The organism is Caballeronia sp. 11_S32 (assembly GCF_056930355.1).
The window spans coordinates 2842661-2867356 of record NZ_JBXOWH010000003.1; the positions used below are offsets into that span (position 1 = coordinate 2842661).

The window sequence follows — 24696 nt, forward strand, 5'->3', positions numbered from 1 at the left end:
CGTATTGAACCGAGAAAAATTTGCGCGACCGTGCTTTTTCTGAAAGCCGGCCGGAAACCCTGACCGAAGCTATCCACAATGTCCGTGGCCCGGCCAACTGTTAATTATAAGGCAAGGCCATGCAAAAACTACACACATAACAACTTGATACAGCTGGCGATTTATGGTTGAACTGCGTTGCAATGTGTAACTGCTGGCCGATATTCAACATTTTGTATTGAGCAGACAGTAACTCACCGCCTGTTTCATAATGCCCGGATATTCTATGTCGGAGCCGGATTTCGCGGCTTCTCAACACTGATCACTTTCGATGACCGACGCACTGACTTCCTGCATCGACGCATCCCTCGCGCCACTCGTGTTCGGCGACCTCCAAGGTTGCTGCGACCCGTTCCATCGGCTTCTGAAAAAAGCCGCGCCCGAGCCCGGCACGCCGCTCTGGTTCGCGGGCGATCTGATCAACCGCGGGCCAAAGTCGCTACAGACGCTTCGCGAAGTGATCGCGCTCGGCTCGCGCGCGACAGTCGTGCTCGGCAATCACGATCTCAATCTGCTTTCAGTCGCGGCTGGTCTGCGCAAGCCGAAGAAAGGCGACACGCTCGATGAAATCCTCGACGCGCCCGACGCCGCCGATCTCATCGAATGGGTGCGGCACAAACCGGTCGCACATTTCGAGAACAACGTGCTGATGGTCCACGCGGGCGTGCTCCCGCAATGGGACGCCACGATGACGATGGAGCTCGCGCACGAACTCGAGCAGGCGTTGCGCGCGCCGAACTGGAAGGAAACGCTGGCGGATCTGTATGGCAACGAGCCGCATCGATGGGAAGACACGCTCACGGGCATCGATCGCCTGCGCGTGATCTACAACGCGTTGACGCGCATCCGCTTCTGCACGTCCGAAGGCGCGATGGAGTTCGCCAACAACGGCGGCCCCAAGGCCGCCCCGCCCGGCTATATGCCGTGGTTCGACGTGCCGGGGCGCCGCACCCAGAACGTCACGATCGTGTTCGGTCACTGGGCTGCGCTCGGCCTGATGATCCGCGACGACGTGCTGTGCCTCGATTCAGGCTGCGTGTGGGGCAACAAGCTGTCGGCCGTGCGCATGACGGCCGATCCCGCGCAACGTGTGGTCACGCAGGTGAGTTGCTCGGTCAATCACCCCGGCACTTAGAGGCCGGAGCTTGTCGAAGCCCACAAGCTCGAGGTTGACCAGACCTAGCGCTGGAAGGCGCTACGTTGTGCAGAGACAGCAGACCCACCGTTGAATGCTTCCTCAGTTCGACGCTCTGGAAGTCGCAGCAGCAGACAAGCCCCGGGTAGGCACGAAACGGGCTGCGACGGAAGCGAAGGCTTCGCCTGCTGCACAACATGGTCGAGGGGAGCCATACCGGAAGGTATGCGTTACAAGGCCCGTAAGGGCAACCGCGATGGGCGGATTCCGGCAGCAATAACTATTGGAGTCGTTGTGGCTGTTTTTGTACTGGACCGAAAAGGCCGGGCGTTGATGCCTTGCAGTGAGAAACGCGCGAGGCTGTTGCTCGCCCTGGGTCGCGCACGTGTGCATCGCGTGGTGCCGTTTGTGATCCGGCTCACGGACCGCGACGCCGCCTCCAGCCAGCTTCAGCCGTTGCGCCTCAAGATCGACCCCGGCAGTAAGACCAGCGGGCTCGCCATCGTGCGCGACACTGAAGCGCTCGACACGGCAAGCGGCGAGCTTGGCCGCGGCGCGGCCGTGCTTAGCCTTTTTGAACTGGTTCACCGCGGTCGGCAAATCAGTGAGGCGCTGACTGCGCGCGGAGCCATGCGTCGCCGGCGACGCGGCAACCTGCGCTACCGTGCACCGCGCTTCTTGAACCGCACCCGGTCTTCGGACTGGCTTGCACCCTCGTTGCAGCACCGGGTCGATACCGCGATGACGTGGGTACGACGTATTAGGCGCTGGGCACCTGTAACGGCGCTCTCCAGCGAGCTAGTGCGCTTCGATACGCAACTGATCGAAAACCCGGAAGTCAGGGGCGTTGGATATCAGCAGGGCACGCTGGCGGGCTACGAAATCCGCGAATACCTACTGGAGAAGTGGGGTCGGCGTTGTGCCTACTGCGACGTGAAAGACACGCCGTTGCAGATAGAGCACATCGTGGCTCGGGCGCGTGGCGGCACCCATCGTGTGTCCAATCTTGCGCTGGCCTGCGAGCCCTGCAACCGAGCAAAGGGTGCGCTGCCTGTCGATGTGTTTCTGGAAAAGCGGCCAACGCGGCTGGCGGGCATTTTGGCTCAAGCAAAGCGTCCGCTGAAGGATGCAGCAGCGGTGAACGCCACCCGCTGGGCGTTGACCAACGCGCTGAAAGCGACCGATCTGCCCGTGGAGCTTGCCTCAGGCGGGCGCACCAAATTCAACCGGATGGCGCTCGGTGTACCGAAAACACATGCCCTCGACGCCGCCTGTGTGGGCGCACTGTCTGCCGTGACAGACTGGGAAAAGCCGACCCTGTCAGTCAGCTGTACCGGCCGCGGCAGTTACCAACGCACACGACTTGACCGATTTGGCTTTCCGCGCGGATATCTGACGCGAAAAAAGCGTTTACACGGCTTCCAAACCGGAGACCTCGTGCGTGCCGAAGTGCCCGCCGGTAAGAAGGCCGGTACTCATGTCGGCCGAGTGGCGGTACGCGCCGCCGGCAGCTTCAACATTCAACAGGCTGGGAATGTGGTGCAAGGCGTTGTCCATCGCCATTGCCGGTTGATTCAACGTAGCGACGGCTACGGATACACAAGGTTAGGCTTACCGAAGGGAGACGTGGATGAACCCCGTGCTGCGCGCGGCGCGCTATCCTTCGCCCGTCTGAAGGCCGTGGTTTTCCCCGCAGCCGGATGAAGACGTAATGACAGCTTCGACGGCCAGCGCATCGCTGAGCACGGCCGGTGCGCCGCGCATCCGGTCCAGCGCCGCGCTCACCGACGCTTGCGCCTCGCTCGCGAGCAGCCGCCGGTCTGCGCCCGGCGCGAGCGGATCGCACACGTAGAGATGCGCGGTGACCTTTCCCGCGCGCAAGAGCGCATCGAGCGAATCGTTGAGCGACATATCGCCGATATACGCGGGCGCGGTCGACTGCCTACCCTGCGCATCCTCGTACATGAGGCAGATCGGCTGCACCGGGCACGACGCCGAGACCGCCGCCTGAAACAGGTTCGCGTGAAACGGCAGCAGCGACCGGCCATCGGTCGTGGTGCCTTCGGGGAACACGCACATCATTTCGCCGGCGAGCAGCCGCTCGGCCAGCTCGTGCATGATGCGCTTCGCGTCGCTGCGCTTCTCGCGCTGAACGAACACCGTGTCGAGCTGATGCGCGAGCCAGCCGACGACCGGCCACTTGCGAATTTCGGCCTTCGACACGAATGGCGTCGGACGCCACGCATTGATCACGTAGATATCGATCCACGAGATGTGATTGCCCACGACGAGCACGCCAGCATCGAGCCGCGCTTCGTCGTTGTGAACGACGAGCTTCATGCCGGACAGCCGCAGCATCTCGAGCGACCACACGCGGTTCAACTCGCTGCGCTCGCTCGCGGACGCGCGCGGAAAGCGCATCGCGACGATCCACATGCCGTACAGCAAGTGGACGAGAAGCCGCAGCTTGCGCAGCGTGACGCCCATGTTCAGCGGCTCTCGTAAGCGACGTGACCGCCGACGACGGTCGCACGCACGCGCGCCGGCAGCTCGTAGCCGAGGAACGGCGTGTTGCGGCCCTGGCTCTTCAGCTTCTGCGGATCGACGCGCCATGCGCCTGCCGCATCGAAAACGCACAGATCGGCGATCGCGCCCGTCGCGATGCGGCCCGCGGGCAGCTTCAGCACGTCGGCGGGCGCGGACGTGATGCGCGCGAGCGCCTTCGCGAGCGGCACGTTCGCCTCGTGCGCCCACTTCACCGTGAGCGACAACAGCAGTTCGAGACCCGTTGCGCCGGGCGTCGCCTCGGCGAAGGGCAGGAGTTTCTCGTCGTCGTCGAGCGGCGTGTGATCGGAGCAGATCGCGTCGATGGTGCCGTCCGCGAGGCCGGCACGAATCGCTTCGCGGTCGCGTTGCTGACGCAACGGCGGATCGAGGCGGAATTGCGCATCGAAATAACCGATGTCGATGTCCGTCAGATGCACGTGGTTGATCGTCACGTCGCACGACACGGCGAGCCCTTCCGCCTTCGCCGCGCGCACGAGACCGACACCCGCCGCCGACGACAGATGCGACAGATGCACGCGCGCGCCCGTCACGCGCATCAGTTCGAAGATCGTATGCAGCGCGATAGTCTCCGCCGCCGCCGGCACGCCCGACAACCCGAGCCGCGACGCCACCGCGCCGCTCGCGGCCACGCCGCCCTTCGACATGTACGCGTCTTGCGGACGCAGCCACACGGTGTAGCCGTAAGTCGTCGCGTATTGCAGCGCGCGCTGCAGCGTGCGTGTATCGACGATCGGGTTATCGGCTTGCGAGAAGCCGACGCAGCCTGCTTCGGTCAGCTCCACCATCTCGGTGATGGTCTCGCCCTTCAGGCCGACGGTCAGCGCGCCGAGCGGATACACATGCGCGAGATGCAGCTTCTGCGCACGGAACTTGAGCATCTCGACGAGACCGGGCTCGTCGAGCGTCGGATCGGTGTCGGGCGGGCACACGAGGCTCGTCACGCCACCCGCCATCGCGGCGGCCATTTCGGATTCGAGCGTCGCCTTGTGCTCGAATCCCGGCTCGCGCAGGCGCGCGGACAGATCGACGAAACCCGGCGCGATGTGCAGCCCGGACGCGTCGATGACTTTCGCGGCGTGGAAATCGGCGGGCGCCTGGCCCAGGCCGACGATCCTGCCCGCCGCGATGAATACGTCCTTGCGCTCTTCGGTGCCCGCGGCCGGATCGATGATCGTGCCGTTTTGAATCTGGATCTTCATATCGATTTCTTAATCACTGTTGCCGGCCACGATGCCCATCACCGCCATGCGCACGGCGATGCCGAAGGTCACCTGATTCAGGATCACCGACTGCGGGCCGTCGGCCACTTGCGAGTCGATTTCGACGCCGCGGTTCATCGGGCCCGGATGCATCACGATGGCATCGGGCGCGGCGAGCGCGAGACGCTCGGGCGTCAGGCCCCAGCTCTTGAAATACTCCTGCGCGGACGGCAGCAGCGCGCCGCTCATGCGCTCGTTCTGCAGGCGCAGCATGATGATCACGTCGACGCCCTTCAGGCCTTCGTCGAGATTGTGATAGACGTGCACGCCCATCTGGTCGAGATTGCCGGGCAGGAGCGTGCGCGGTCCGATCGCGCGCACTTCGGGCACGCCGAGGGTGGTCAGCGCGTGAATGTCCGAGCGCGCGACGCGCGAATGCAGGATGTCGCCGACGATCGCCACGCGCAGCTTCGTGAAGTCGCGCTTGTAATGGCGGATCGTGTACATGTCGAGCAAGCCCTGCGTCGGATGCGCGTGACGGCCGTCGCCCGCATTGATCACGTGCACGTGCGGCGCGCAGTGTTCGGCGATCAGGTACGGCGCGCCGCTCGATGCGTGACGCACGACGAACATGTCGGCGTGCATCGCGGAGAGATTGTTGATCGTGTCGAGCAGCGATTCGCCCTTGCTCGTCGACGACGCGTTGATGTTCAGGTTCAGCACGTCCGCCGAGAGCCGCTTCGCCGCGATTTCGAACGTGGTGCGCGTGCGCGTCGAGTTTTCGAAGAAGAGGTTGAACACCGACTTGCCGCGCAGGAGCGGCACCTTCTTCACCTCGCGATCGGTGACGCTCACGAACTGCTCGGCGGTATCGAGAATGTGCGTGACGATGGAGCGCGGCAATCCTTCGATGCTCAACAGGTGCTTCAACTCGCCGTTCTTCGTGAGTTGCGGGTTGCCCTTGAGAAAGCCGTACCGGAATTTGTCTTGCGTGGGCGCGCCCGTCTCGGTTGCGCCCTGAGTGGCGGTATTCATGGTGATCCCGGGTGTTACTTGGAAAGAGGCTGCGAGCGCCGGTCAGCGCGCTTCGGTCATGAATTCGAACGCGCCGTCTTCGCGCTGCCTGAGCACGAGGTTTTCGTTCGCGGGCACATCGACCGTGCCGCCGGTGAAGCGCGCGCCGATCGGCATTTCACGCCCGCCGCGATCGGCGAGCACCGCGAGATCGATCGACGCCGGACGGCCGTAGTCGTACAGCTCGTTGATCGCCGCGCGCACGGTGCGGCCCGTCGAGAGCACGTCGTCGATCAGGACGATGCGGCGGCCGTTCACGTCGAAAGGCAATTCGGTCGGACGCGCCTGGCTGTGCAGGCCCTTCTTCGCGTAGTCGTCGCGATGCAGCGCCACGTTCACCACGCCGATGTGCGGCGCGTTCAAGTCCTTCGCGAGCCGTTCGGCGAGCCACACGCCGCCGCTGTAGATGCCAGCGAGCACGGCGCCGTCGGGCGCGGCGAGCGATTGCCCATACACGGCGCGAATCTGGTCGACGAGCGCGCGGTACAGCGCTTCGGCGTCAATGGAACTCATGATCGTCGGCAAGTCCGTCGAGATATTGTTGAAGGATGACGCGGGCGGCTTCGGCGTCGATTTCGTCGAAGCGGCCGCGCGCGTTGGTGCGCGCGCCGCGCTCGCGCAGGTCGGCTTTGGCATCGACGGACGAATAGCGCTCGTCCACCCACTGCACGGGCACGTTGAAACGGCCGTTCACCTGATTGCCGAAGCGCTTCGCGAGCGCGCTCATCTCATGCGGCGTGCCGTCGGGATGCATCGGCATGCCGACGACGATTGCGTCCGGCTTCCACGCGTCGAGCAGCTTGCCCACTTCGACGAAGCGATATTCGCGATTGCGGTTTTCCAGCGTGACGAGCGCACGCGCGTTTTTCGTGAGCGTATTGCCGACGGCGACACCGATGCGCTTTTCGCCGTAATCGAATGCCAGCAGCGTGGCTTCGCGGCTCATGCGTGCCCTGCTTCGCCGGACAACATGGAGCGCGACACGCCGAGCAGCGAGAGCGCCGCCTCCAGGCGGTCTTCGGCGGGCACGTCGAAGATGATGCGCGGATCGGCTTCCACGGTGAGCCAGCCGTTCTTCGAGATTTCCTCTTCGAGCTGGCCCGCGCCCCAGCCGGCGTGACCGAGCGTGAGCAGGAAGCGCTCCGGGCCCTTGCCGCTCGCGACCGCTTCGAGCACGTCCTTCGACGTGGTCATGGCGAGCCCGCCGGGCACGCTCATCGACGAGCTGTAGGGTTCGCCCTCGTTCGCCTCGTGCAGCACGAAGCCGCGCTCGGTCTGCACGGGACCGCCGAAATACACGGGCAAATGGACGAGCGGCTCGATCTCGAGCTTCAGATCGATGCGGTTGAAGAGCGACTGGAGATCGATGTCCGTGGGCCGGTTGATGACGAGCCCCAACGCGCCGCGCTCAGTGTGATCGCAAAGATAGACCACCGTTCCTGAAAACGTAGGATCCGCCATGTTCGGCATGGCGATCAGGAACTGATTCGTCAAATTGATGCGATCGGGAGTCTTGGACATAATTCAGAATTTTAACAAAGGCGCTGCGAGATGGCCGACTTTGATGTGGGTCTGGTCTGGTTTCGGCGGGATCTGCGCGCGGCAGACAATGCTGCACTCTATCACGCGCTCACACGGTGCCGCCGCGTGCTGTGCGCCTTCGTTTTCGATCGCGGAATTCTCGCGCCGCTCGACAAAAAAGACCGTCGAGTGCCGTTCATTCACGCGAGCGTCGTCGAACTGGATCGCACGTTGCGCGACGCGGGCGGCGCGCTGATCGTGCGGCACGGCCACCCTTTACAGGATATTCCTTCGCTCGCGCGTGAGTGCGGCGCGGACGCGGTGTTCGCCAATCGCGATTACGAGCCGGACGCGAAAGCGCGCGATGAAGCCGTCGCGAACAAGCTCGCGAGCGACGACATCGCATTCTTCACGTTCAAGGATCAGGCGGTCTTCGATCCTGACGATGTGATGACAGGCGCGGCCAGGCCCTACACCGTCTTCACGCCGTACAAGCGCAAATGGCTCGCGACGCTCACGCCGGATGCGCTGAAGCCGTATGCATCGGAAGATCATCTGAGCGCGCTGGCCAGGCCGCCGTCGGGCGTGAAGCACACGATGCCGTCGCTCGCCGCGCTCGGTTTTCCCGATGCGCGCGGCCCCGCGTTTCCCGCGGGCGCGAGCGGCGCCTACACGCTCTTCGACGACTTTCGCGAACGCATGACCGATTACGGCCGCACGCGCGATTTCCCTGCTCAGAAAGGCCCGAGCTATCTCGGCGTGCATCTGCGGCACGGCACCGTGTCCATCCGCGCGCTCGCCCGCACCGCGCACGACGCGCAGCGCCACGGCGACAAGGGCGCCGAAACCTGGCTCGGCGAGCTGATCTGGCGGGAGTTCTATTTCTCCGTGCTGCACCATTTTCCCCACGTGGGCGCGGCTGGCGATCATCGCGCGTTCAAGCCGGAGTACGACCGCATCGGCTGGGAAACCGGCGATGCTGCCGATGCGAACTTCGCCGCGTGGTGTGGGGGCCAGACGGGCTATCCGATCGTCGATGCGGCGATGCGGCAAATCAACGCGTCGGGCTATATGCACAACCGTCTGCGCATGGTGGTGGCGAGCTTTCTGACCAAGGATCTCGGCATCGACTGGCGGCGCGGCGAGGCTTACTTCGAAGCGCTGCTGAACGACTTTGAACTCTCGAACAACAACGGCGGCTGGCAATGGGCGGCATCGAGCGGTTGCGATGCACAACCGTACTTCCGGATCTTCAATCCGGTCACGCAGTCGCGAAAATTCGATACGGCAGGCAAGTTCATCCGGCATTACGTGCCGGAGATCGCAGGCTTGACCGATCGCGATATCCACGCGCCGTGGCTCGCGAAGCCGGACGCGCTCAAGGCGGCGAAGATCGCGCTCGGCGCCGATTATCCGCAGCCGGTCGTCGATCACGACACCGCGAGAAAGCGCACGCTCGCGCGCTATGACGTCGTGCGGGGGCCGGGCGCGAAACGCGTCGCGCCACGCGAGGACGATGAGGATTAACGCGCGATCGGCGTCGGTTTCTCAATCATCGCGGTGAGCGCAACGATCGACCCGCGCCCTTCGGACGGCGCGATGCCGGCCGCCGCCTGATGCAGCATCGAGCGCAGCATTTGCGCCGCGCGCTCGGGCACGGTGGGGTCGAGTCCGCGCGTCGCGCCTTCGGCGCCATCGGCGTGCGTTTCGCCATGATGGGCGACGCGCCGCCACGCGAGACCGAGCGTGTCGGCGAGCAGCGCGACATGCCCGAGGCCCAGCGCGCAAGCCGCCGTGCCCAGCCGGTGCGACGCGTTCGCCGCCGAGAGCGCCGCCGCCTCATCGACCGTGCCGGTTTCGCTCGCCTGGGTGCCGCGCTCGACGAGCACGTCGATCGACGTTTCCGCGCTCTGCAGGAAGTCCTCGTAAGCGGCCGCGTTCACGCGCAGCACGCCGAGGTCGCGCGTCGCCGCGTCGCGCGAGGCTTCCTCGCTGGCGTGCGCCGCGCCCTCTTCCCACGCCGCCTCCGATGCCGGCGTCGCGGCCACGTGCCACGCCACCGTCAGGCCGTAGTCGCGCAGGACATCGACATGCTCGGCGTCTTCGGGCGTTGCGCCGTACAGCGCGAAATCGCGCCACAGGAGCGCGAGCGTCGCGCGCACGAGCGAGCGCGGCGCATACGACAGCGCGTGCGCCTGATCCGCCAGCACGAGGTTGAAGCGCGCGTAGAGACGCTTTGCATCGGCGATGTGGTCGGCGGCATGGTCGAGCCCGACGCCGTTGCGTGCCGCGCGCTCGCGTAACGCGCGCACCGTCGAGGTGGCAAGGCGCCAGAAATCGTAGGGATCGGTGCCGCGTAGTTCGTCGAGACAGGCATCGAGGCGTGCGAAGGCATCGGCGGATTCTTCGGCGGGGCCGCGCAGCAGCTTGAGCAGCGTCTCCTCGTAATGCGCGCGCACGCGGGCGAGGCGCTCGGGCGCGATGCCGCGCAGCGTAGCCGGCGCGATCGCGCGGCCCGCGAGCGCGAGGTCGTCGTATGAAACCGGTGCGACGCGCGTGTGCGTCGCGAGCAGCGCATGCAGGCCGCGATAGTGATCGAAGAGCGCCGTCGAGCACGAGAGTTCGCGCAAGTTGTGGCGCTCGACCGCCGCGCCGAACACCGCGAGCGACTCCGCGATGCGCGCACGGCTGCCCTCCGACTCTTCGCCGAGCGGCGCGACGAGCGCGAGCGCCTCGGCGAAGCGCTGCGCGGGCAGCCATCCCGCCGAATGCAGCGCGGCGATGGCGCGCTTCAACGCAGCCCCGGTTTCGCCCTGGCGCTGAAACGCGTGCAGCGCGTCGGTGAGCGCCATTTCGGCGAGTCGCACCGACCCGCCGCGCGGATTGGGCAGGGCATCGAACGGAACGGGCAGATCGGGACGAGAAGTCATAACAGGCGCTCACAAGCCGGTTCGCGGGCGCCGCCGGCGCACACGGTTGATTTGCATCATCGGTAGGCGGGATGCCGGACGCCGTCACATCCGGGGTTCGCCGCGAGCGGACGATTTCCCGCTCCTTCTACACCTAGCGTAGGCCTTAACGGGCACGAGCGGGTGCGGAATGCAACCGCCGACATCGGGCGGCGCCGGCAATGCCGCAACGAACTCGCCTTTACGCTGCAAAATCGGAAATCGGGCGGGCTGCGCGAACGCGGCCCGCAAAAAACGCGCGCCGCATGACGCGAGTCATGCGGCGCGGCAGAACGACAAGATCAGATCTGAACCATCTCGAAATCTTCCTTGCGGGCTCCGCATTCGGGACAGGTCCAGTTGATCGGAACGTCCTCCCAGCGGGTGCCCGGCGCGATGCCCTCTTCAGGCAATCCCGCCTCCTCGTCGTAGATCCAGCCGCAGATCAGGCACATCCAGCTTCTGTATTCCATACTTATGCCGCGTCGATTGGTCGATTGAAATTAGGCCATGATGGTACCGTGTTGCCGTGTCGATGCCTAGCAAGCAGCCCGCCCGCCTCTCGGGGACCGTGATATCGGTCGAAACGGCGGTCCGCGGCCGGGCCGGTGCCCAAGGCTAGCGCGCCGGAAAAAAGTACGCAAAGAGAACAGACGGACCGCATTAGGCCGCATAATCAGACATGACCGGGCGGGCCTTCGCTCATGCGCCTCTGGCGCCGACGAGCCCGCTTCGAGCCAGTCGTCCGATCGTCCATTAAGCAATCCAATATCACAATGTCCGCTTTTGCCATGACCGGCGATTCCCCACCGATCGTACTCACCTTCGGCCTCTCCGATCCCACCGCCGGCTCGGGCCTGCAGGCCGATCTGCTGACTCTCGCGAGCATGGGCTGCCATGGCGTGACCGTGCTCACCGGCTACGCGGTGCGCGACTCCGCGACCTGCGACGAAGTCACCGGCCTCGACCCGGACACCGTCGCGACCCAGGCGCGCATGTTGCTGGAGGACATGCCGGTTTCCGCGTTCAAGATCGGCGCGGCGACTCGCGCTGAGCTCGTGTCCGCCATCGCCGAAGTCGTCTCCGACTACGACGACGTGCCGCTGATCCTCGCGCCCGATTTCACGCTCGACGACGAACACGTGCTGTCCGCTGACGAGCTTCGCGAATCCCTCGCCGATTTGCTCGTTCCGCAGACGACCATGCTGATTGCCGATCACGCCACGTTATTGCAACTCGCGCAGCCAGATAGCGACGCCGAATCGCCGACGCTCGATTCCGCGATTTCCCACATCCTGGCGCAGGGCTGCGAGTACGTGCTCGCGATGGAAACCGGCACGCACCGGCACGTGAACACGCTCTACAGCGAAGAAGGCCAGGTGCGGCAAGATACGTGGGAGCGCGGCGTGCAACGCATCATGGGGCTGACCGATACGCTCGGCTCGGCTGTCGCTGCCTTGCTCGCGAACGGCCAGGAGCCGGCCGAAGCGGCACGCGAAGCGCAGGAGTACGTGTTCCAGGCCGCGCGCGCCGCGTTCCGGCCCGGCATGGGCGCGTATCTGCCGGACCGGTTTTTCTGGGCGCGCTCGAACGACGCCGACGAAGACAGCGAAGCCTCCTCGTTGTCCGACGATCCCACGGGACTGCCTGGAGAAGCGCGACACTGAGCGACACGAAGAAACGAACAATAACGGAGGCAACGCGAGCGCATGCCATACCGACTACCCCATCTGCACAAGCCCGGCCCGCAAGGCGCGATCCGCATCGGCTGCGCGGGCTGGGGCCTGTCGAGCGCCGTCTCCGTGAGCTTTCCTCACGAAGGCACGCATCTCGAGCGCTACTCCCGCGTGCTGACGTGCGTCGAAATCAACTCCAGCTTCTACAAGCCGCATCGCGAGCAGACCTACGCGCATTGGGCCGTGAGCGTGCCCGAGTCGTTCCGCTTCTCGGTCAAGCTGCCGAAGGCGATCACCCATGACGCGCGCCTCGTCGATACCGAAGCGCTGCTCGACGAATTTCTCCACACAGCCGGACAACTCGGCGACAAGCTCGGCTGCTGGCTCGTGCAACTGCCGCCGAGCCTGCCGTTCGATCACGACATCGCCGAGGCTTTTTTCAAGGCGCTGCGCGAACGCACGAAGCTGCCTGTCGCATGCGAGGCGCGCGAGCACGGCTGGTTCACGACGCACGCGGCGGCGCTGCTGAAGTCGCACCACATCGCCTATGTGGACGCCGACCCGATCCCCGACGAATGCGAGATCAAGCATCGCGCGGACGCGTCGCTCGTGTATGTGCGGCTGCATGGCTCACCCGAGATCTACAAGTCTTCCTACGACTACACCTATCTCGACGATCTCGCCCATACGCTGCACGCGCGCGCGAAAAAGACGCCCGAGGTCTGGTGCGTCTTCGACAATACCGCCGAGGGCAACGCGCAGCCCAACGCGCTGCATCTGATGGAGCGGTTGCGGGTGCATCACAAGTAGCGTTTCTTCCTGAGGAGAAATCCCGATGCGACGGATTGCGCGGCTAATTCACGTGACGTTTGCGGCGTTCCTCTTCCACTTCGCCCTGCCCGCTCAAGCGCAAAACGCCGCGCCGCCGCCCGGCGCCACGCCCGCCGGCGACGGCACTTTCCTGCTGACGATCTTCCTCAGGCACGACGAATCGAAGACGCTGCCGCAGATCAACCAGCAATTGAAGGAGCAAGGTTACTTCAAGCAGTTCCCGCCGCCGGGCATCGAAGTGGTGTCGTGGTACGTGATGATGGGCATTGGTCAGGTGGTGACGTTGCGCGTGCCCGCCGAGCGCCTGCGCGAGGTGAACCGCGCGATCGAGAGCACCGCGTGGGGCGGGTATCGCATTGAGTTTTATCCGACGTATGACTACAAGGCCGCCGCGCAGAAGCTGCGCGAGGAGATGAACAAGTAGCGCACTGTATGGACGCAAAAAAGCCCGCATCGCTGCGGGCTTTTTTTTTCACTGCGCGAACTTCGCTTCGTGAGAAACGAAGCGCGCGCCGGCGCTGAGATGAACCGTGTAATCGGGCCGAAGCCGAGTTACATGTCCATGCCCATGCCGCCCATGCCGCCGGGCATACCGCCAGGCATCGGAGCGTCTTCCTTCGGCAGTTCCGCGACGGCTGCGTCGGTCGTCAGCAGCAGGCCTGCCACCGATGCCGCGTTTTGCAGCGCGGTGCGCGTGACCTTCGTCGGGTCGACGACGCCGGCTTCAACCAGGTCGCCGTACTCGCCGGTCGCCGCGTTGTAGCCGTAGTTGCCCGAACCTTGAGCAACAGCTGCCACCACGACGGAAGCTTCTTCGCCGCCGTTCGTGACGATCTGACGCAGCGGCTCTTCCATCGCACGCAGGACGATCTTGATACCAGCGTCCTGGTCGGCGTTCGCGCCCTTCAGGCCGTCGATTGCCTTGCGAGCGCGGATCAGCGCAACGCCGCCGCCAGCCACGATGCCTTCTTCCACAGCTGCGCGCGTTGCGTGCAGTGCGTCTTCGACACGTGCCTTCTTTTCCTTCATTTCGACTTCGGTCGCAGCACCGACCTTGATCACTGCAACGCCGCCGGCCAGCTTGGCCACGCGCTCTTGCAGCTTCTCACGGTCGTAGTCCGACGTCGCTTCTTCGATCTGCTTGCGCACTTGCTTCACGCGCGCTTCGATGTTCACGGCCTCGCCAGCACCGTCGATGATCGTCGTGTTTTCCTTGCCCACTTCGATGCGCTTCGCCTGGCCCAGTTCAGCCAGCGTTGCCTTCTCGAGCGTCAGGCCGGTTTCTTCCGCAACCACTTGACCGCCGGTCAGGATCGCGATGTCTTCCAGCATGGCCTTGCGACGGTCGCCGAAGCCCGGAGCCTTGACAGCAACAGTCTTCAGGATGCCGCGGATGTTGTTGACGACCAGCGTTGCGAGCGCTTCGCCTTCGACGTCTTCAGCGATGATCAGCAGCGGACGGCCAGCCTTCGCGACTTGCTCGAGCACCGGGAGAAGGTCGCGAATGTTCGACACCTTCTTGTCGTGCAGCAGCACGAACGGGTTTTCGAGGACGGCGACTTGCTTGTCCGGGTTGTTGATGAAGTACGGCGACAGATAGCCGCGGTCGAACTGCATGCCTTCCACGACGTCGAGTTCGTCTTGGAGCGACTTGCCGTCTTCGACGGTGATGACGCCTTCCTTGCCGACCTTGTCCATCGCTTCAGCGATGCGCTCGCCGATCGACGTGTCGCTGTTCGCCGAGATCGAGCCGACTTGCGCGATTTCCTTGTTCGTCGTGCAGGGCTTGCTGATCTTGCGCAGTTCTTCGATGGCGGCCGTAACAGCCTTGTCGATGCCGCGCTTCAGGTCCATCGGGTTCATGCCCGATGCGACGTACTTCATGCCTTCGCGAACGATGGATTGCGCGAGCACGGTAGCGGTCGTGGTGCCGTCACCTGCGTTGTCGCTGGTCTTGGAAGCGACTTCCTTGACCATTTGCGCGCCCATGTTCTGGAGCTTGTCCTTCAGTTCGATTTCCTTCGCGACCGAGACACCGTCCTTGGTGACCGTCGGGCCGCCGAACGAGCGCTCGAGCACGACGTTGCGGCCCTTCGGACCCAGCGTGACCTTGACCGCGTTGGCCAGGATGTTCACACCTTCGACCATCTTGGCGCGTGCGGAATCGCCAAAAGTGACTTCTTTAGCTGCCATTATCCAAACTCCTTGATTCGATTCGGTTTGCGGGCTTCGCTTCTCGCGCCTGTCAAAAGGCTGCGGCTATTGAAACGAAGCCAAACGTGCAGGAAGGATCCTTACTTGACCAGAACGGCCATGATGTCTTCTTCGCGCATGACGAGCAGTTCCTGCCCGTCGACCTTGACGGTCTGGCCAGCGTACTTGCCGAACAGGACCCGGTCGCCGACCTTCACGTCGAGGGCGATTTGCGCGCCCTTGTCATCGCGCTTGCCCGGGCCGATGGCCAGGACTTCGCCTTGATCCGGCTTCTCGGCCGCGGCTTCCGGAATCACGATGCCCGATGCGGTCTTGGTTTCCTGGTCCAGACGCTTGACGATGACGCGATCGTGCAAAGGACGAAGATTCATACACACTCCTCTCTTGATTGAGACTGAAAACGCGGGAAAACCCGTCCTTTGAGAAGGATCTCGCCGGACGGAAATCTTGTTAGCACTCTCGTGCAGTGAGTGCCAATTATATGGACCGAGTTTGACAATTTCAAGGAGGGGGGCGAGCGGGGAAATCCCGTAGGACAAAGGCACCGAAACGCTTGCGAAACGTCTGATCAATGAATGCGGTTATTCGGGTGCCGTGATCGATGACGTTCCGAAAACAATGTTTTGGCCGAACAAGGGTTTTCACCTAAGCAACGCAAGCTAGACTGTCGTTCAACGACGGAGCAGTGGAGAGAGACATCTCGCCACCGGCAACGTTCCCCGCAGCAGCGATCGTCCGTAATCCGTGCGTTCAGACAGCGCGAAAGCGCCTTCCCAAACGATCGATTGACGACGTTCACGCCCTTGTAAGCCACACATTCGACGATGTTCCCGGCCTGCGCTTTTTCATCGGCCGGGCCGGCGGCACTACAATTTGTGCTGCCGTCGACACAAATTCTGGATCCGCCGCCTCATGCCCACGCCGTCGCTCCGCCTGGTTTTCGCTTCTCTTGGATTGATCGCCCTTGCCGCCTGCGGAGGCCGCGCGGCGGTCGCGCCCAGCTATCAGCAGGAGATGTTCAGTACCGGCGCGAGCCCGTTCGCGCACAACTTCGACGCCACCGTCAACGAAACCTGCGAAGCCGCGCGTCGTGCGCTGCTGTCGCAAGGCTTTCTCACGACGATGGGCCAGCCCGACACCGTCGACGCGACCAAGAATTTCCAGCCGAGCGCCGAAACGCACGTCGTCGTATCTTTCCACGTGGTTTGCACGCCCGGCGAGAACGCGACCAACCAGAGCATTGCGTATGTGAACGCCGTGCAGGACGGCTATGCGCTGAAGAAGAGCGACACATCGGCGAGCGTCGGGCTTTCGGTGCTCGGCTCGCTGTCGCTGCCGATCCGCTCGAACAGCGACGCGATGGTCAAGATCTCGAGCGAGACCGTGCCCGCCGGCAAGTTCTACGACCGCTTCTTCTATCTGATGGGCCACTATCTGACCACGGTGCCGCGTAGCGCGCCCGTCGCGGCCGATGACGTGAAGAGCAAGCCGCTCGCGCCCTCGCTCATCCTGAACTCGCCCGAGCTCACGCCGACGCCCATCGTCGTGCAGACGCCCGCCGCCGCGACCGCGATCCAGGCATCCGGTGCGGCCGCGGCAGGCGCGTCGGAACCCGCGGCGGCGTCGGCTGCGGCTGCGGCGTCGGCGTCGGCGCCGAGAACCAGCGCAACGCAATAGCGCAGCCCCGCTTTAGTTCGGCACGTTGACGATGCCGCCCGCGACCGTGATCGCATTCGCGCCCGGATCGGCGGAGATCGGCGGCAGGTTCGTCGTCGTGAGCGCGGGCGCCCTTCCCGCCGTGCCGCCGCGCGCGGTCGTGCGCACCACCTGGGAAGGCGGCAGCGGCGCGTTGTTCTTCAGGTGATTCCACATTAGGTTGAGCGCCTGAATGTCGTAGTAGTGGACCGGAATGAAGCGCGTGTCGAAGCCGGCCACGCTCAGGAACGCGTCGAAGTGCTGACCGTTCGTGATCTCGTAAAGCGAAAGCTGGCTCTTGCTGCCTTCCGCCACGCGATTGGCGCCGAGATAGGGACGCGAAGTGTGATTGATCGGCACGAGCGCGTCCGCGCGGCCCTGCACGATGATCGCGGGCTTGCCGCGCAGGTTCGCGTTCACGCGGATCGCATTCACGCTGGCGACCATCGTCGCGTTGCTGTTGGCCCAAAGCGAGCGCAGGCAGGCCGCGCCCGCATAGCTGGCGTCGGGCGTCGCGAGCCGGTGATCCGCCGCGCCCGCCGAGCCGTTGTTGTAGACCAGGTTGATGCCGTTCGTCGGCGGAATGCCGTTGGCGTTGCCGAAGAGGGTCGGCATCGGCGAGACGATCGGCGTCACGCCCGCCGCGCCCGTCGCCGCATTGGTCGTGCCGAAGCTGAAGTTGCACAGGTTGTCGAGCACGCTCGCCTGCATGTACGCGTCGCCATATGTGACGGCGATACCCGGCGTCGCCTGCGAATCCCACATGGGCGCCTGAAGCGCGTCTGAATCCGTCAGCCAGCCTGCCTGATGCAACTGGTTCAGCGCGTCCGTGGCTTGAGCGGCCGTGTTGCCGCCCGAGACGAGGCCGCCGGACGCGAGCGTCGCGCAGCGCGCCGTGCGGATCGAGTTGGTGGCCGCGGGCAGAAGCGTCGATAGATAAGGCGAACCGGCTGCGGCGGGTGCGAGCGCGGCGCACGGCTGCAACAGGTTGGCGAGCGTCGTGTAATCCGCCAGCGGCCGCCCGAACGAGCTGACCGGCACGCCGCCCTGCCGCACCGAAACCTGTGGAGGCAGGTTCAGATTGATCTGCGGCTCGCCGACGACCACCGCTGTGATCCAGCCATCGACGTCCTGCTCCGCTGCCATCAGCGACGCGCCGCCGCCGTTGCTGATCGATGCCGCGATCGTCGTGATGTCTCCCTTGTTGTAGCGCACCTGATGCGTCGAGCCGCTGACCGGGCCGAACATGTCGTTGAGCGCCCAGTACGCGAACTGGATCGCCTGCAGCGTGTACTTGCCCCAGTCTTTCTCGGGATTTTGCTGCGAATGCGCGTGCTTGTACGCGTAGCGGTTCGGGAAGGTCGAATTGAACGACGATAGCGACGATGGATCCACGTTCGCGATGAAGATCGCCTTCCTCCCGGCAATGCTGGTATTCGCGAGCGTGCCGTCGATCAGGGTGACGAGGTTGGTCGAAAGCTCCTGCGCGCCGTTGCCGGTGCCCTTGTCGGTGTACGCGACCGCGCAGCCGCGCTTCAGCCCCCACTCGCCCGCGGTCGAGATCGCGCCGTAAACCCCACGCGATGACGATGACGTCGCGGTGACGATGCACGGCTGATCCGGATTGAAGCTCGTCGGAATCTGCACGAGCATGCTCACGTTCAACGTGCCGCTGCCGTCGTCCGAGTAAGCGATGTACTCCTTGCCCGCGATCTTCCCTTCGCCGAGCGTGTCGTTGCCGTTCAGATCGACGTTCGGCCCCCAGAAGCGGCCATAGCCGCCGTTCGCCGTCATGTCGACGAGCCCGCGGTAATTCGTGTAGATGGCGAGGCGCCGAAGCTCGGCCGCCGTCGGCGCCGCCGGCTTGGCGATGCCGGGCGCGGTCGACGATGCGAGGCCCGTCTTGCCGAGGCCCGCGGTCAGCAGATCGTCGGACACGCCGTCGAAAGTCTGGGTATTGACCGAGCCGGAAATGAAGTTCGGCAAGGTGTTGGTGGACTGACTGCTGCCGTTGTCGTCACCGTCGCCGTGGCATGCGGCGAGCGCCGCCGCCATGAGCACGCCCAGCGCGCCGAGCGCCGCCGTGCGCGGTGAAGTCTGCAACCTCTGGAAACGCGCGAATGTTTTCATTGTGAGTCTCCGCCTTCCGTTCCTGGGTGATGCAACCCGAGCCGTGCAACAGGTCCGCGAGGCACGCGTGCGCGCCGCACGGCCGATTTCGCAAGTATCGCGCTTATCGCGCGACAGGCGCGGCTGAATTTCGCGTGTTCCGCAATTCGGACGCGCCAAACAACGACGGGCTCCGGCCGCAAAGCCGGAGCCCGTTCGAAGGAACGCTGGGCGAGCGAAGCAAGCGGCATCGCGCGATGCCGCTCACTGCAAGCTGCTCGTGTTACTGCCCGCCGCCTTGCACGCCGAGCGTGATCTTGTTGCTGACCGACGTGACGCCCGGGACGCCCTTCGCCACTTCTTCCGCCTGGGCAATCTGGCCGCCTTCCGGCACGGTGCCAGTCAGCGTCACCGCGCCGCTGCGCGCGCGCACGTACACGTTCGACACATCGAAGCCCTGCGCCTTCGACAGCGCGCGGCGCACGTCGTAGCCGAGCTTGCGGTCGGTCTTCTTGGTTGCGGATTTCTGGGCTTTCGTCGGCGACGCCGCTTCCGCGCTCGTGGCCGCCGCGTCGCTCGATTGGGCATAGGCGCTCGAAGCCACGGCCACGCACACCACCACGCCCAGAGCCTTCAACAGATCGACTGCTTTCATGGTTTCTCCTTTTGTTTCGCTTGTTGACTTCGCACAGTTGCTACTTCGCTCGTTTTGCACTTCAAAAGCGGGCCGCATTCCCGGCGGCTGGGCTACGACATCGAGCGGCTGCCCGTGTCCACGCCGCCCGAGGCCGACGAACGGCGCCGGGGCACGGCGATGGCAAGCCGGCGGATGCGGCTCACGGTGCTGCGAGAGACTGGCGAACGAAACAAACCATGGCCGGTTGGTCGGGCGGAAAACCCGTCGGCTCGAATATGAGCTGCCGCATGGCGCATGCTCAGGCGCCCTTTCGTGATGCGTGTCGACGCGTGGCGCGCGGCTCGCAAGCCCACATTTCGGGCTGCTGCGCGCTAAGGGCCTTGTCGTGCGGCGGCGAACGTCAATTTAGCCCAGCGCGGCCATTAGCGCAAAACATTTAACGAGGCAGCCATCCGCGAAGCCGCGCCCGCGCAACAGCACCCCCCGCACGGCTACACACGCCTGTCACACTCGGCGCGCGGCTCGCGGCCATCCGGACGCCGAGTGATCTCAGGTACCATCGACGCCAGGCCGGCCGCCGGACGCGCCGCTCGCGCAGGCGTCCGCGCATCGCGATCGGGTAAGCTCGTGCGCACAAAAGTTCTACGATCACCAACGAGATGAGCCACCCTTCAGGAAACAATCCGGGCAACGATCCGGGCATCCCGCCGAAACGCAAGCCGCAGCCGAGGATCGTCGCCCGCTTCGTCGCCATTTCCTGGCGCGATCTCGCGCTCACCTTCGGCCCGATCCTGCTCGTCTGCGCGGCCGCGCTCTACCTCGCCGTGCGGCTGATACAGCCCGCGCCGCCGAGCACGCTGACCATCGCGGCCGGACCGAAAGGCAGCTCGTTCTGGAACAGCGCGCAGAAATACAAGACGATCCTCGCGCGCAACCGCGTGACGCTCAACGTGCTGGAAACGCAAGGTTCGCTCGACAACCTCACGCGCCTCGACGATCCGAAATCGAACGTCGACGTCGGTTTCGTGCAGGGTGGCCTGACCAAGCCAGGTGCGACGCACGACAATCTCGAATCGCTCGGCAGCGTGTCGTACGTGCCGCTGGCGGTGTTCTACCGCGGCGCCGCCGTGACTCGGCTCTCGGAGCTGAAAGGCAAGCGGCTCGCGATCGGCGCGGAAGGCAGCGGCACGCGCGTGCTCGCGCTGAATCTGCTGAAGGCGAACGGCATCGAGCCGGGCGGCGACACGGAACTGCTGCCGCTCGCCGGCGACGAAGCCGCGAAGGCGCTGGAAGCCGGCCAGATCGACGCCGCGTTCCTGACCGGCGACTCCGCCCAGCCGCCCACGATGGCGAAGCTCTTGCGCACGACGGGCATCCGCTTCATGGACTTCGCCCAGGCGGATGCCTACGCGCGCCGCTTTCCGTACCTGACCGAAATCGAGCTGCCGATGGGCGCCTTCGATTTCGCCCGCAACCTGCCGCCGCGTCCGGTCCACATGATCGCGCCGACCGCCGAACTGGTCGCGCGCGACAGCCTGCATCCGGCGCTGTCCGATCTCCTGATCGAAGCGGCGCGCGAAGTGCACGGCCGCGCGAATCTGCTGCAGCGCGCGAACGAGTTCCCGGCGCCGCTCGTGCACGAATTCCGCATCAGCGACAACGCCGAGCGCTATTACAAGTCGGGCAAGAGCTTCCTGTACCGCACGCTGCCGTTCTGGGTCGCGAGTCTCGCGGATCGCGTGCTGGTCGTGCTGCTCCCGCTCCTCGTGGTGATGATTCCGGGCTTGCGCCTCGTGCCGGGGCTCTACCGCTGGCGTGTCAAATCGCGCATCTACCGCTGGTATGGCGCGCTCATTGCGATAGAGCGGGAAGCGATCAGCGGCCCCGACACGGCGCAGCGCGAAGCCCTGCTCGACCGCATCGACGCGATCGAAACGTCCGTCAACCGCATGAAGATGCCGCTCGCGTTCGCGGACCAGTTCTATGTGTTGCGCGAACACATCGGCTTCGTGCGACAGCGTCTCGCGCAGGCGCCGCTGACGCAGGCTGCGCAAGCCGATGACGCCGGTGCGCGGAAGGCGACGCAAACGGAACCGCCCGCTGTCGCTTCGCGGGCAGACACGGAACAAGGCAGCACATAATATCTATTGGAGGAACGGGAATAACGGATGCGATGCCGCGCGCGCCGCATCCGCCATGCAGGACACGATCAAGAACGAACAACAGATGAGGCCCAGGCGCTCGCCGCGCGTGAAAAGCCACGGAAACTCAGGGAGAAGTGAACATGAGTGCCCCGCATTCAGTCAGTGGTGGTCAGCCGTACTTTTTCTTCGATTTCATTTCGCCGTTTTCGTACTTGCTGCTGGAACAGCACGAGAAATGGCCGGCCATGCCCTTCGAGCTCGTGCCCGTCCAGCTGATGAAGCTGCTCGAGCGCTGGGGCCAGCCGCACGCCGCGACGATTCCCTCCAAGCGCGTCTTCACCTACCGGCACGCGCTCTTTCGCGCGGAGCAGCTGGGCATTCCGTTCCGGATGCCGCCCGCGCATCCGTTCGATCCGAGCAAGGCGCTGCGGCTCGCCGTGCTCGCGAACGCCGAGATCGGCTGTGTGCGGGACATCTTCCGCTATATCTGGCGCGAAGGACGCGACCCCGCCACGCCGGAAGGCTTTCGCGCGCTGTGCGAGCACGTCGGCATGCCGGAAGCGGAAACGCGCATCGAGGACGAGGACATCAAGGCGAAGCTGCGCGACAACAATGACCGCGCCGTCGCGATGGGCGCGTTCGGCGTGCCGACCTTTCTCGTCAACGATCAGATCTTCTGGGGCGAAGACACCTTGCCGATGGTGCTCTACGTCGCACGCTCGCCGAACTGGCTCGAAGGCGCGGAAGTGAAGCGCATCAGCGCGCTGCCGATCGCCCCGCGAGACGCCGATTTCGGCTGACGGCGGCCGTGCCGGCCGGCGCGTCTATGCCGTGCATAGCGCGCCCGCTATGGCGTCAAAAATCGATAAGCGTTTAACTTCGGCTGAGGGTTCGCGAGTTCGCGCCCGCGTGTCCCGAATTCAACCGCTTCGCAGGCCATGAACGATCCCGCCGACTCACTCGACATCTGGCTCATCCGCGTGCTGCGCACCCTGCTGCTGGAGCGCAGCGTGACGCAGACCGCGCAGCGGCTGAACCAGACTCAGCCGGCCATCAGCACCGCGCTGCGGCGCCTGCGCGAAATCCTGAACGACCCGATTCTCGTGCGCGGCAAGCAGGGCATGGTGCCGACCGAATACGGCGAGTCGCTGCTGGCGCCGGCGCAGCGCGCGCTGCGCGAGGTCGAATTCGTTGCGACGCCGCACGGCGATTTCGATCCGGCGAACTCGCGCCGCACCTTCCGCGTCGCCGCGCCCGATTATCTGAACGACTTCTTCATGCCGACGCTCGTCGCCGCCTTTCGCGACGCGGCGCCCAACGCGCGCCTGGAAATCGAATCGCTGAACCCCATGCGCGATCACGAGCGCATGCTCGACGAAGGCGAAATCGACCTGATGGTCGCCAACTGGACGAAGCCCGAGCCGCGCTTCGAGCGCCAGGACCTCTTCACCGACGTATTCGTCTGTCTGATGCGGGCGAGCCATCCGCTCGCGCGCGAACCGCTGACGGCGGAACGCTATGCGCTCGCCGCGCATCTCGCGCCGACGCCGTATAGCGGCGGCCGGCGTCATCCGATCGATATCGGCCTGGCGCGCGCGGGCATCAAGCGCCGCATCGTCACGACGATTCCGTACTTCGGCCTCGTGCCGCAAGTGCTTTTGCAATCGGACCTGATCTTCACCGCGCCGCGCCGTTTCGCGCAGCACTACGCGGCGATGCTGCCGCTCGCGGTGCTCGATTCGCCGGTGCCGTTTCCGCGCATCAAGTGCTATCAGCTTTCGCTGCCGCAGCCCGATCAGCCGACGGATGTCACGTGGCTGCGCGGCCTGATGTCGGGCGTGTCCGACTCGCTCACGCGCAAGAAGGCCGTGGCCGCTTCGCCGGCGGACGCGGCCACCGAACTGGGCGAAGTCGCGAAGTAACGCACGCGCGCGGCGCGACTTCGGTACTATCCCGAACGACACCCTCAGCCGCCCGCCCACATGGATGCTCTCGACAAACTGATCCAGCTTGCGAATCTTTCCGGCGCGCTCGACCTTCGCTGTCTGCTGAGCGGTCCGCTGGAGCTCGAACACGCGAGCGCGCCCGCCGGCGAAGCCGTGTATCACGTCGTGCTGGATGGCGCGTGCACCGTGTTGCGCCATGGCCAGCCGCCGCTCGCGCTGAGCGCGGGCGATATCTTCTTTCTGCCGCGCGGCGATGCGCACGTGCTGAGCATCAAGGCGCGCGATGCGAAAGCCACGACGCGCGAGATGGAATCACTCGACAACGGCGCGGTCACGGTGAGGAGCAATTGCGGCAGCAGCGCGCCGGGCATCGATCTGCTGTGCGGGCGTTTTCTCTATGCGCCGCGCGCGCTTCTGATCGACGTGCTGCCGGACGTCGTGCACGTGTCGTTCACGGACGCGTCGGCGGCCTATCTCGCGCCGCTCGTCCAGACGATGCGTCGCGAGGCGGAGGAAGCGCGGCCCGGTGCGCCGTCGATCGTCACGGCGCTCTCCACCGCGCTCTTCACGATGGTGCTGCGCGCGTGGCTCGACGGCCAGCCGTCGTTGGCAGGCGTGCTCGGTCTGCTGGCGAACCGCCGGCTGGGCGCGTCGATCATCGCGATGCTGGAGCGGCCCGCCGAGCCGTGGACGCTCGAGACGCTGGCGAAGGAAGCGGCGATGTCGCGCGCCACGTTCATGCGCGCGTTCTCCGCGCATTCGGACAGCTCGCCGCTCGCGCTGCTGAGTCACGTGCGCATGCAGCTCGCGAGCACGATGCTCACGCATACGAAGAAGAGCATCGCGGATGTCGCGGCCGACGTGGGATATCAGTCGGAAGCGGCGTTCAGCAAGCGGTTCAAGGAGTTGTACGGCGTCGCGCCGGGACGCTTCAGGCAGACCAACGGTCTTATCTGAAGC

Annotated in this window: 23 protein-coding genes; 11 read left to right on the top strand and 12 right to left on the bottom strand. The window is 64.9% G+C overall.

Annotated features, from left to right (window positions below; genetic code table 11):
* Positions 1-310: 310 nt before the first annotated feature.
* Positions 311-1174 carry a symmetrical bis(5'-nucleosyl)-tetraphosphatase gene (locus AC1Z32_RS24980; protein WP_483481429.1) on the top strand — a complete coding sequence of 288 codons (864 nt, stop codon included), beginning with the start codon at positions 311-313 and terminating at the stop codon, positions 1172-1174.
* A gap of 294 nt (positions 1175-1468) precedes the next feature.
* Complete coding sequence (gene iscB / locus AC1Z32_RS24985; RefSeq protein ID WP_483481430.1) at positions 1469-2878, top strand: RNA-guided endonuclease IscB; 1410 nt, start codon at positions 1469-1471, stop codon at positions 2876-2878.
* Here iscB and AC1Z32_RS24990 read toward each other — a convergent pair.
* From AC1Z32_RS24990 to AC1Z32_RS25015, 6 genes are read right to left on the bottom strand one after another with little or no spacing between them, the layout of a single operon-like run.
* A complete protein-coding gene (locus tag AC1Z32_RS24990; protein ID WP_062613092.1) occupies positions 2831-3661 on the bottom strand; it encodes a lysophospholipid acyltransferase family protein in 831 nt (276 codons plus the stop codon). The genes iscB and AC1Z32_RS24990 overlap by 48 nt on opposite strands.
* 2 nt (positions 3662-3663) lie before the next feature.
* Complete coding sequence (locus AC1Z32_RS24995; protein ID WP_062613090.1) at positions 3664-4941, bottom strand: dihydroorotase; 1278 nt, start codon at positions 4939-4941, stop codon at positions 3664-3666.
* 9 nt (positions 4942-4950) lie between these two features.
* Positions 4951-5976: an aspartate carbamoyltransferase catalytic subunit gene (locus tag AC1Z32_RS25000; RefSeq protein WP_483481431.1), complete on the bottom strand. Its 1026-nt coding sequence runs from the start codon at positions 5974-5976 to the stop codon at positions 4951-4953.
* 42 nt (positions 5977-6018) lie between these two features.
* Positions 6019-6528: a bifunctional pyr operon transcriptional regulator/uracil phosphoribosyltransferase PyrR gene (gene pyrR / locus AC1Z32_RS25005; protein WP_483481432.1), complete on the bottom strand. Its 510-nt coding sequence runs from the start codon at positions 6526-6528 to the stop codon at positions 6019-6021.
* A complete protein-coding gene (ruvX, locus tag AC1Z32_RS25010; protein WP_483481433.1) occupies positions 6515-6961 on the bottom strand; it encodes a Holliday junction resolvase RuvX in 447 nt (148 codons plus the stop codon). Before ruvX ends, pyrR begins: the two co-directional genes overlap by 14 nt.
* Positions 6958-7536 carry a YqgE/AlgH family protein gene (locus AC1Z32_RS25015; RefSeq protein ID WP_483481434.1) on the bottom strand — a complete coding sequence of 193 codons (579 nt, stop codon included), beginning with the start codon at positions 7534-7536 and terminating at the stop codon, positions 6958-6960. Before AC1Z32_RS25015 ends, ruvX begins: the two co-directional genes overlap by 4 nt.
* A 30-nt stretch (positions 7537-7566) precedes the next feature.
* Between AC1Z32_RS25015 and AC1Z32_RS25020 the strand changes: the two genes are divergently transcribed.
* Positions 7567-9063: a cryptochrome/photolyase family protein gene (locus tag AC1Z32_RS25020; RefSeq protein ID WP_483481435.1), complete on the top strand. Its 1497-nt coding sequence runs from the start codon at positions 7567-7569 to the stop codon at positions 9061-9063.
* Here AC1Z32_RS25020 and AC1Z32_RS25025 read toward each other — a convergent pair.
* Both AC1Z32_RS25025 and AC1Z32_RS25030 read right to left on the bottom strand, forming a co-directional pair.
* Positions 9060-10466: a hypothetical protein gene (locus AC1Z32_RS25025; RefSeq protein ID WP_483481436.1), complete on the bottom strand. Its 1407-nt coding sequence runs from the start codon at positions 10464-10466 to the stop codon at positions 9060-9062. The genes AC1Z32_RS25020 and AC1Z32_RS25025 overlap by 4 nt on opposite strands.
* 320 nt (positions 10467-10786) lie before the next feature.
* Positions 10787-10957 (bottom strand): rubredoxin, encoded by a 171-nt coding sequence (locus AC1Z32_RS25030; protein WP_025527884.1) that lies wholly within the window; start codon positions 10955-10957, stop codon positions 10787-10789.
* 318 nt (positions 10958-11275) lie between these two features.
* On the opposite strand from AC1Z32_RS25030, the gene thiD reads away from it, so the two are divergent.
* The 3 genes from thiD to AC1Z32_RS25045 are packed head-to-tail and all read left to right on the top strand — an operon-like array spanning position 11276 to position 13415.
* Positions 11276-12151: a bifunctional hydroxymethylpyrimidine kinase/phosphomethylpyrimidine kinase gene (gene thiD / locus AC1Z32_RS25035; RefSeq protein ID WP_483481437.1), complete on the top strand. Its 876-nt coding sequence runs from the start codon at positions 11276-11278 to the stop codon at positions 12149-12151.
* A 42-nt stretch (positions 12152-12193) separates the two neighbouring features.
* The gene (locus tag AC1Z32_RS25040) at positions 12194-12970 is read left to right on the top strand and encodes a DUF72 domain-containing protein (RefSeq protein WP_483481438.1); all 777 of its coding nucleotides are present in this window, start codon (positions 12194-12196) and stop codon (positions 12968-12970) included.
* 25 nt (positions 12971-12995) lie between these two features.
* Positions 12996-13415 carry a hypothetical protein gene (locus AC1Z32_RS25045; RefSeq protein WP_483481439.1) on the top strand — a complete coding sequence of 140 codons (420 nt, stop codon included), beginning with the start codon at positions 12996-12998 and terminating at the stop codon, positions 13413-13415.
* Between the two features lie 128 nt (positions 13416-13543).
* Here the strand turns inward: AC1Z32_RS25045 and groL are convergent, their stop codons facing one another.
* Together groL and AC1Z32_RS25055 are read right to left on the bottom strand one after the other, a co-directional pair.
* The gene (gene groL / locus AC1Z32_RS25050) at positions 13544-15184 is read right to left on the bottom strand and encodes a chaperonin GroEL (protein WP_483481440.1); all 1641 of its coding nucleotides are present in this window, start codon (positions 15182-15184) and stop codon (positions 13544-13546) included.
* A gap of 101 nt (positions 15185-15285) precedes the next feature.
* Positions 15286-15576 (bottom strand): co-chaperone GroES, encoded by a 291-nt coding sequence (locus tag AC1Z32_RS25055; RefSeq protein ID WP_006999126.1) that lies wholly within the window; start codon positions 15574-15576, stop codon positions 15286-15288.
* 541 nt (positions 15577-16117) lie between these two features.
* Here AC1Z32_RS25055 and AC1Z32_RS25060 point away from each other — a divergent pair.
* Positions 16118-16882 carry a DUF2242 domain-containing protein gene (locus tag AC1Z32_RS25060; protein WP_483481441.1) on the top strand — a complete coding sequence of 255 codons (765 nt, stop codon included), beginning with the start codon at positions 16118-16120 and terminating at the stop codon, positions 16880-16882.
* A 12-nt stretch (positions 16883-16894) separates the two neighbouring features.
* On the opposite strand, the gene AC1Z32_RS25065 is transcribed toward AC1Z32_RS25060, so the two are convergent.
* Both AC1Z32_RS25065 and AC1Z32_RS25070 read right to left on the bottom strand, forming a co-directional pair.
* Complete coding sequence (locus AC1Z32_RS25065; protein WP_483481737.1) at positions 16895-18955, bottom strand: D-(-)-3-hydroxybutyrate oligomer hydrolase; 2061 nt, start codon at positions 18953-18955, stop codon at positions 16895-16897.
* Between the two features lie 337 nt (positions 18956-19292).
* The gene (locus AC1Z32_RS25070) at positions 19293-19664 is read right to left on the bottom strand and encodes a BON domain-containing protein (RefSeq protein ID WP_483481442.1); all 372 of its coding nucleotides are present in this window, start codon (positions 19662-19664) and stop codon (positions 19293-19295) included.
* A gap of 641 nt (positions 19665-20305) precedes the next feature.
* On the opposite strand from AC1Z32_RS25070, the gene AC1Z32_RS25075 reads away from it, so the two are divergent.
* The 4 genes from AC1Z32_RS25075 (at position 20306) to AC1Z32_RS25090 (ending at position 24693) form a co-directional block, all read left to right on the top strand.
* Positions 20306-21787: a TAXI family TRAP transporter solute-binding subunit gene (locus AC1Z32_RS25075; protein WP_483481443.1), complete on the top strand. Its 1482-nt coding sequence runs from the start codon at positions 20306-20308 to the stop codon at positions 21785-21787.
* Between the two features lie 143 nt (positions 21788-21930).
* A complete protein-coding gene (locus AC1Z32_RS25080; protein WP_483481444.1) occupies positions 21931-22590 on the top strand; it encodes a 2-hydroxychromene-2-carboxylate isomerase in 660 nt (219 codons plus the stop codon).
* 138 nt (positions 22591-22728) lie between these two features.
* Complete coding sequence (locus AC1Z32_RS25085; RefSeq protein ID WP_483481445.1) at positions 22729-23712, top strand: LysR family transcriptional regulator; 984 nt, start codon at positions 22729-22731, stop codon at positions 23710-23712.
* A gap of 60 nt (positions 23713-23772) precedes the next feature.
* The gene (locus AC1Z32_RS25090) at positions 23773-24693 is read left to right on the top strand and encodes an AraC family transcriptional regulator (RefSeq protein ID WP_483481446.1); all 921 of its coding nucleotides are present in this window, start codon (positions 23773-23775) and stop codon (positions 24691-24693) included.
* Positions 24694-24696 lie beyond the last annotated feature (3 nt).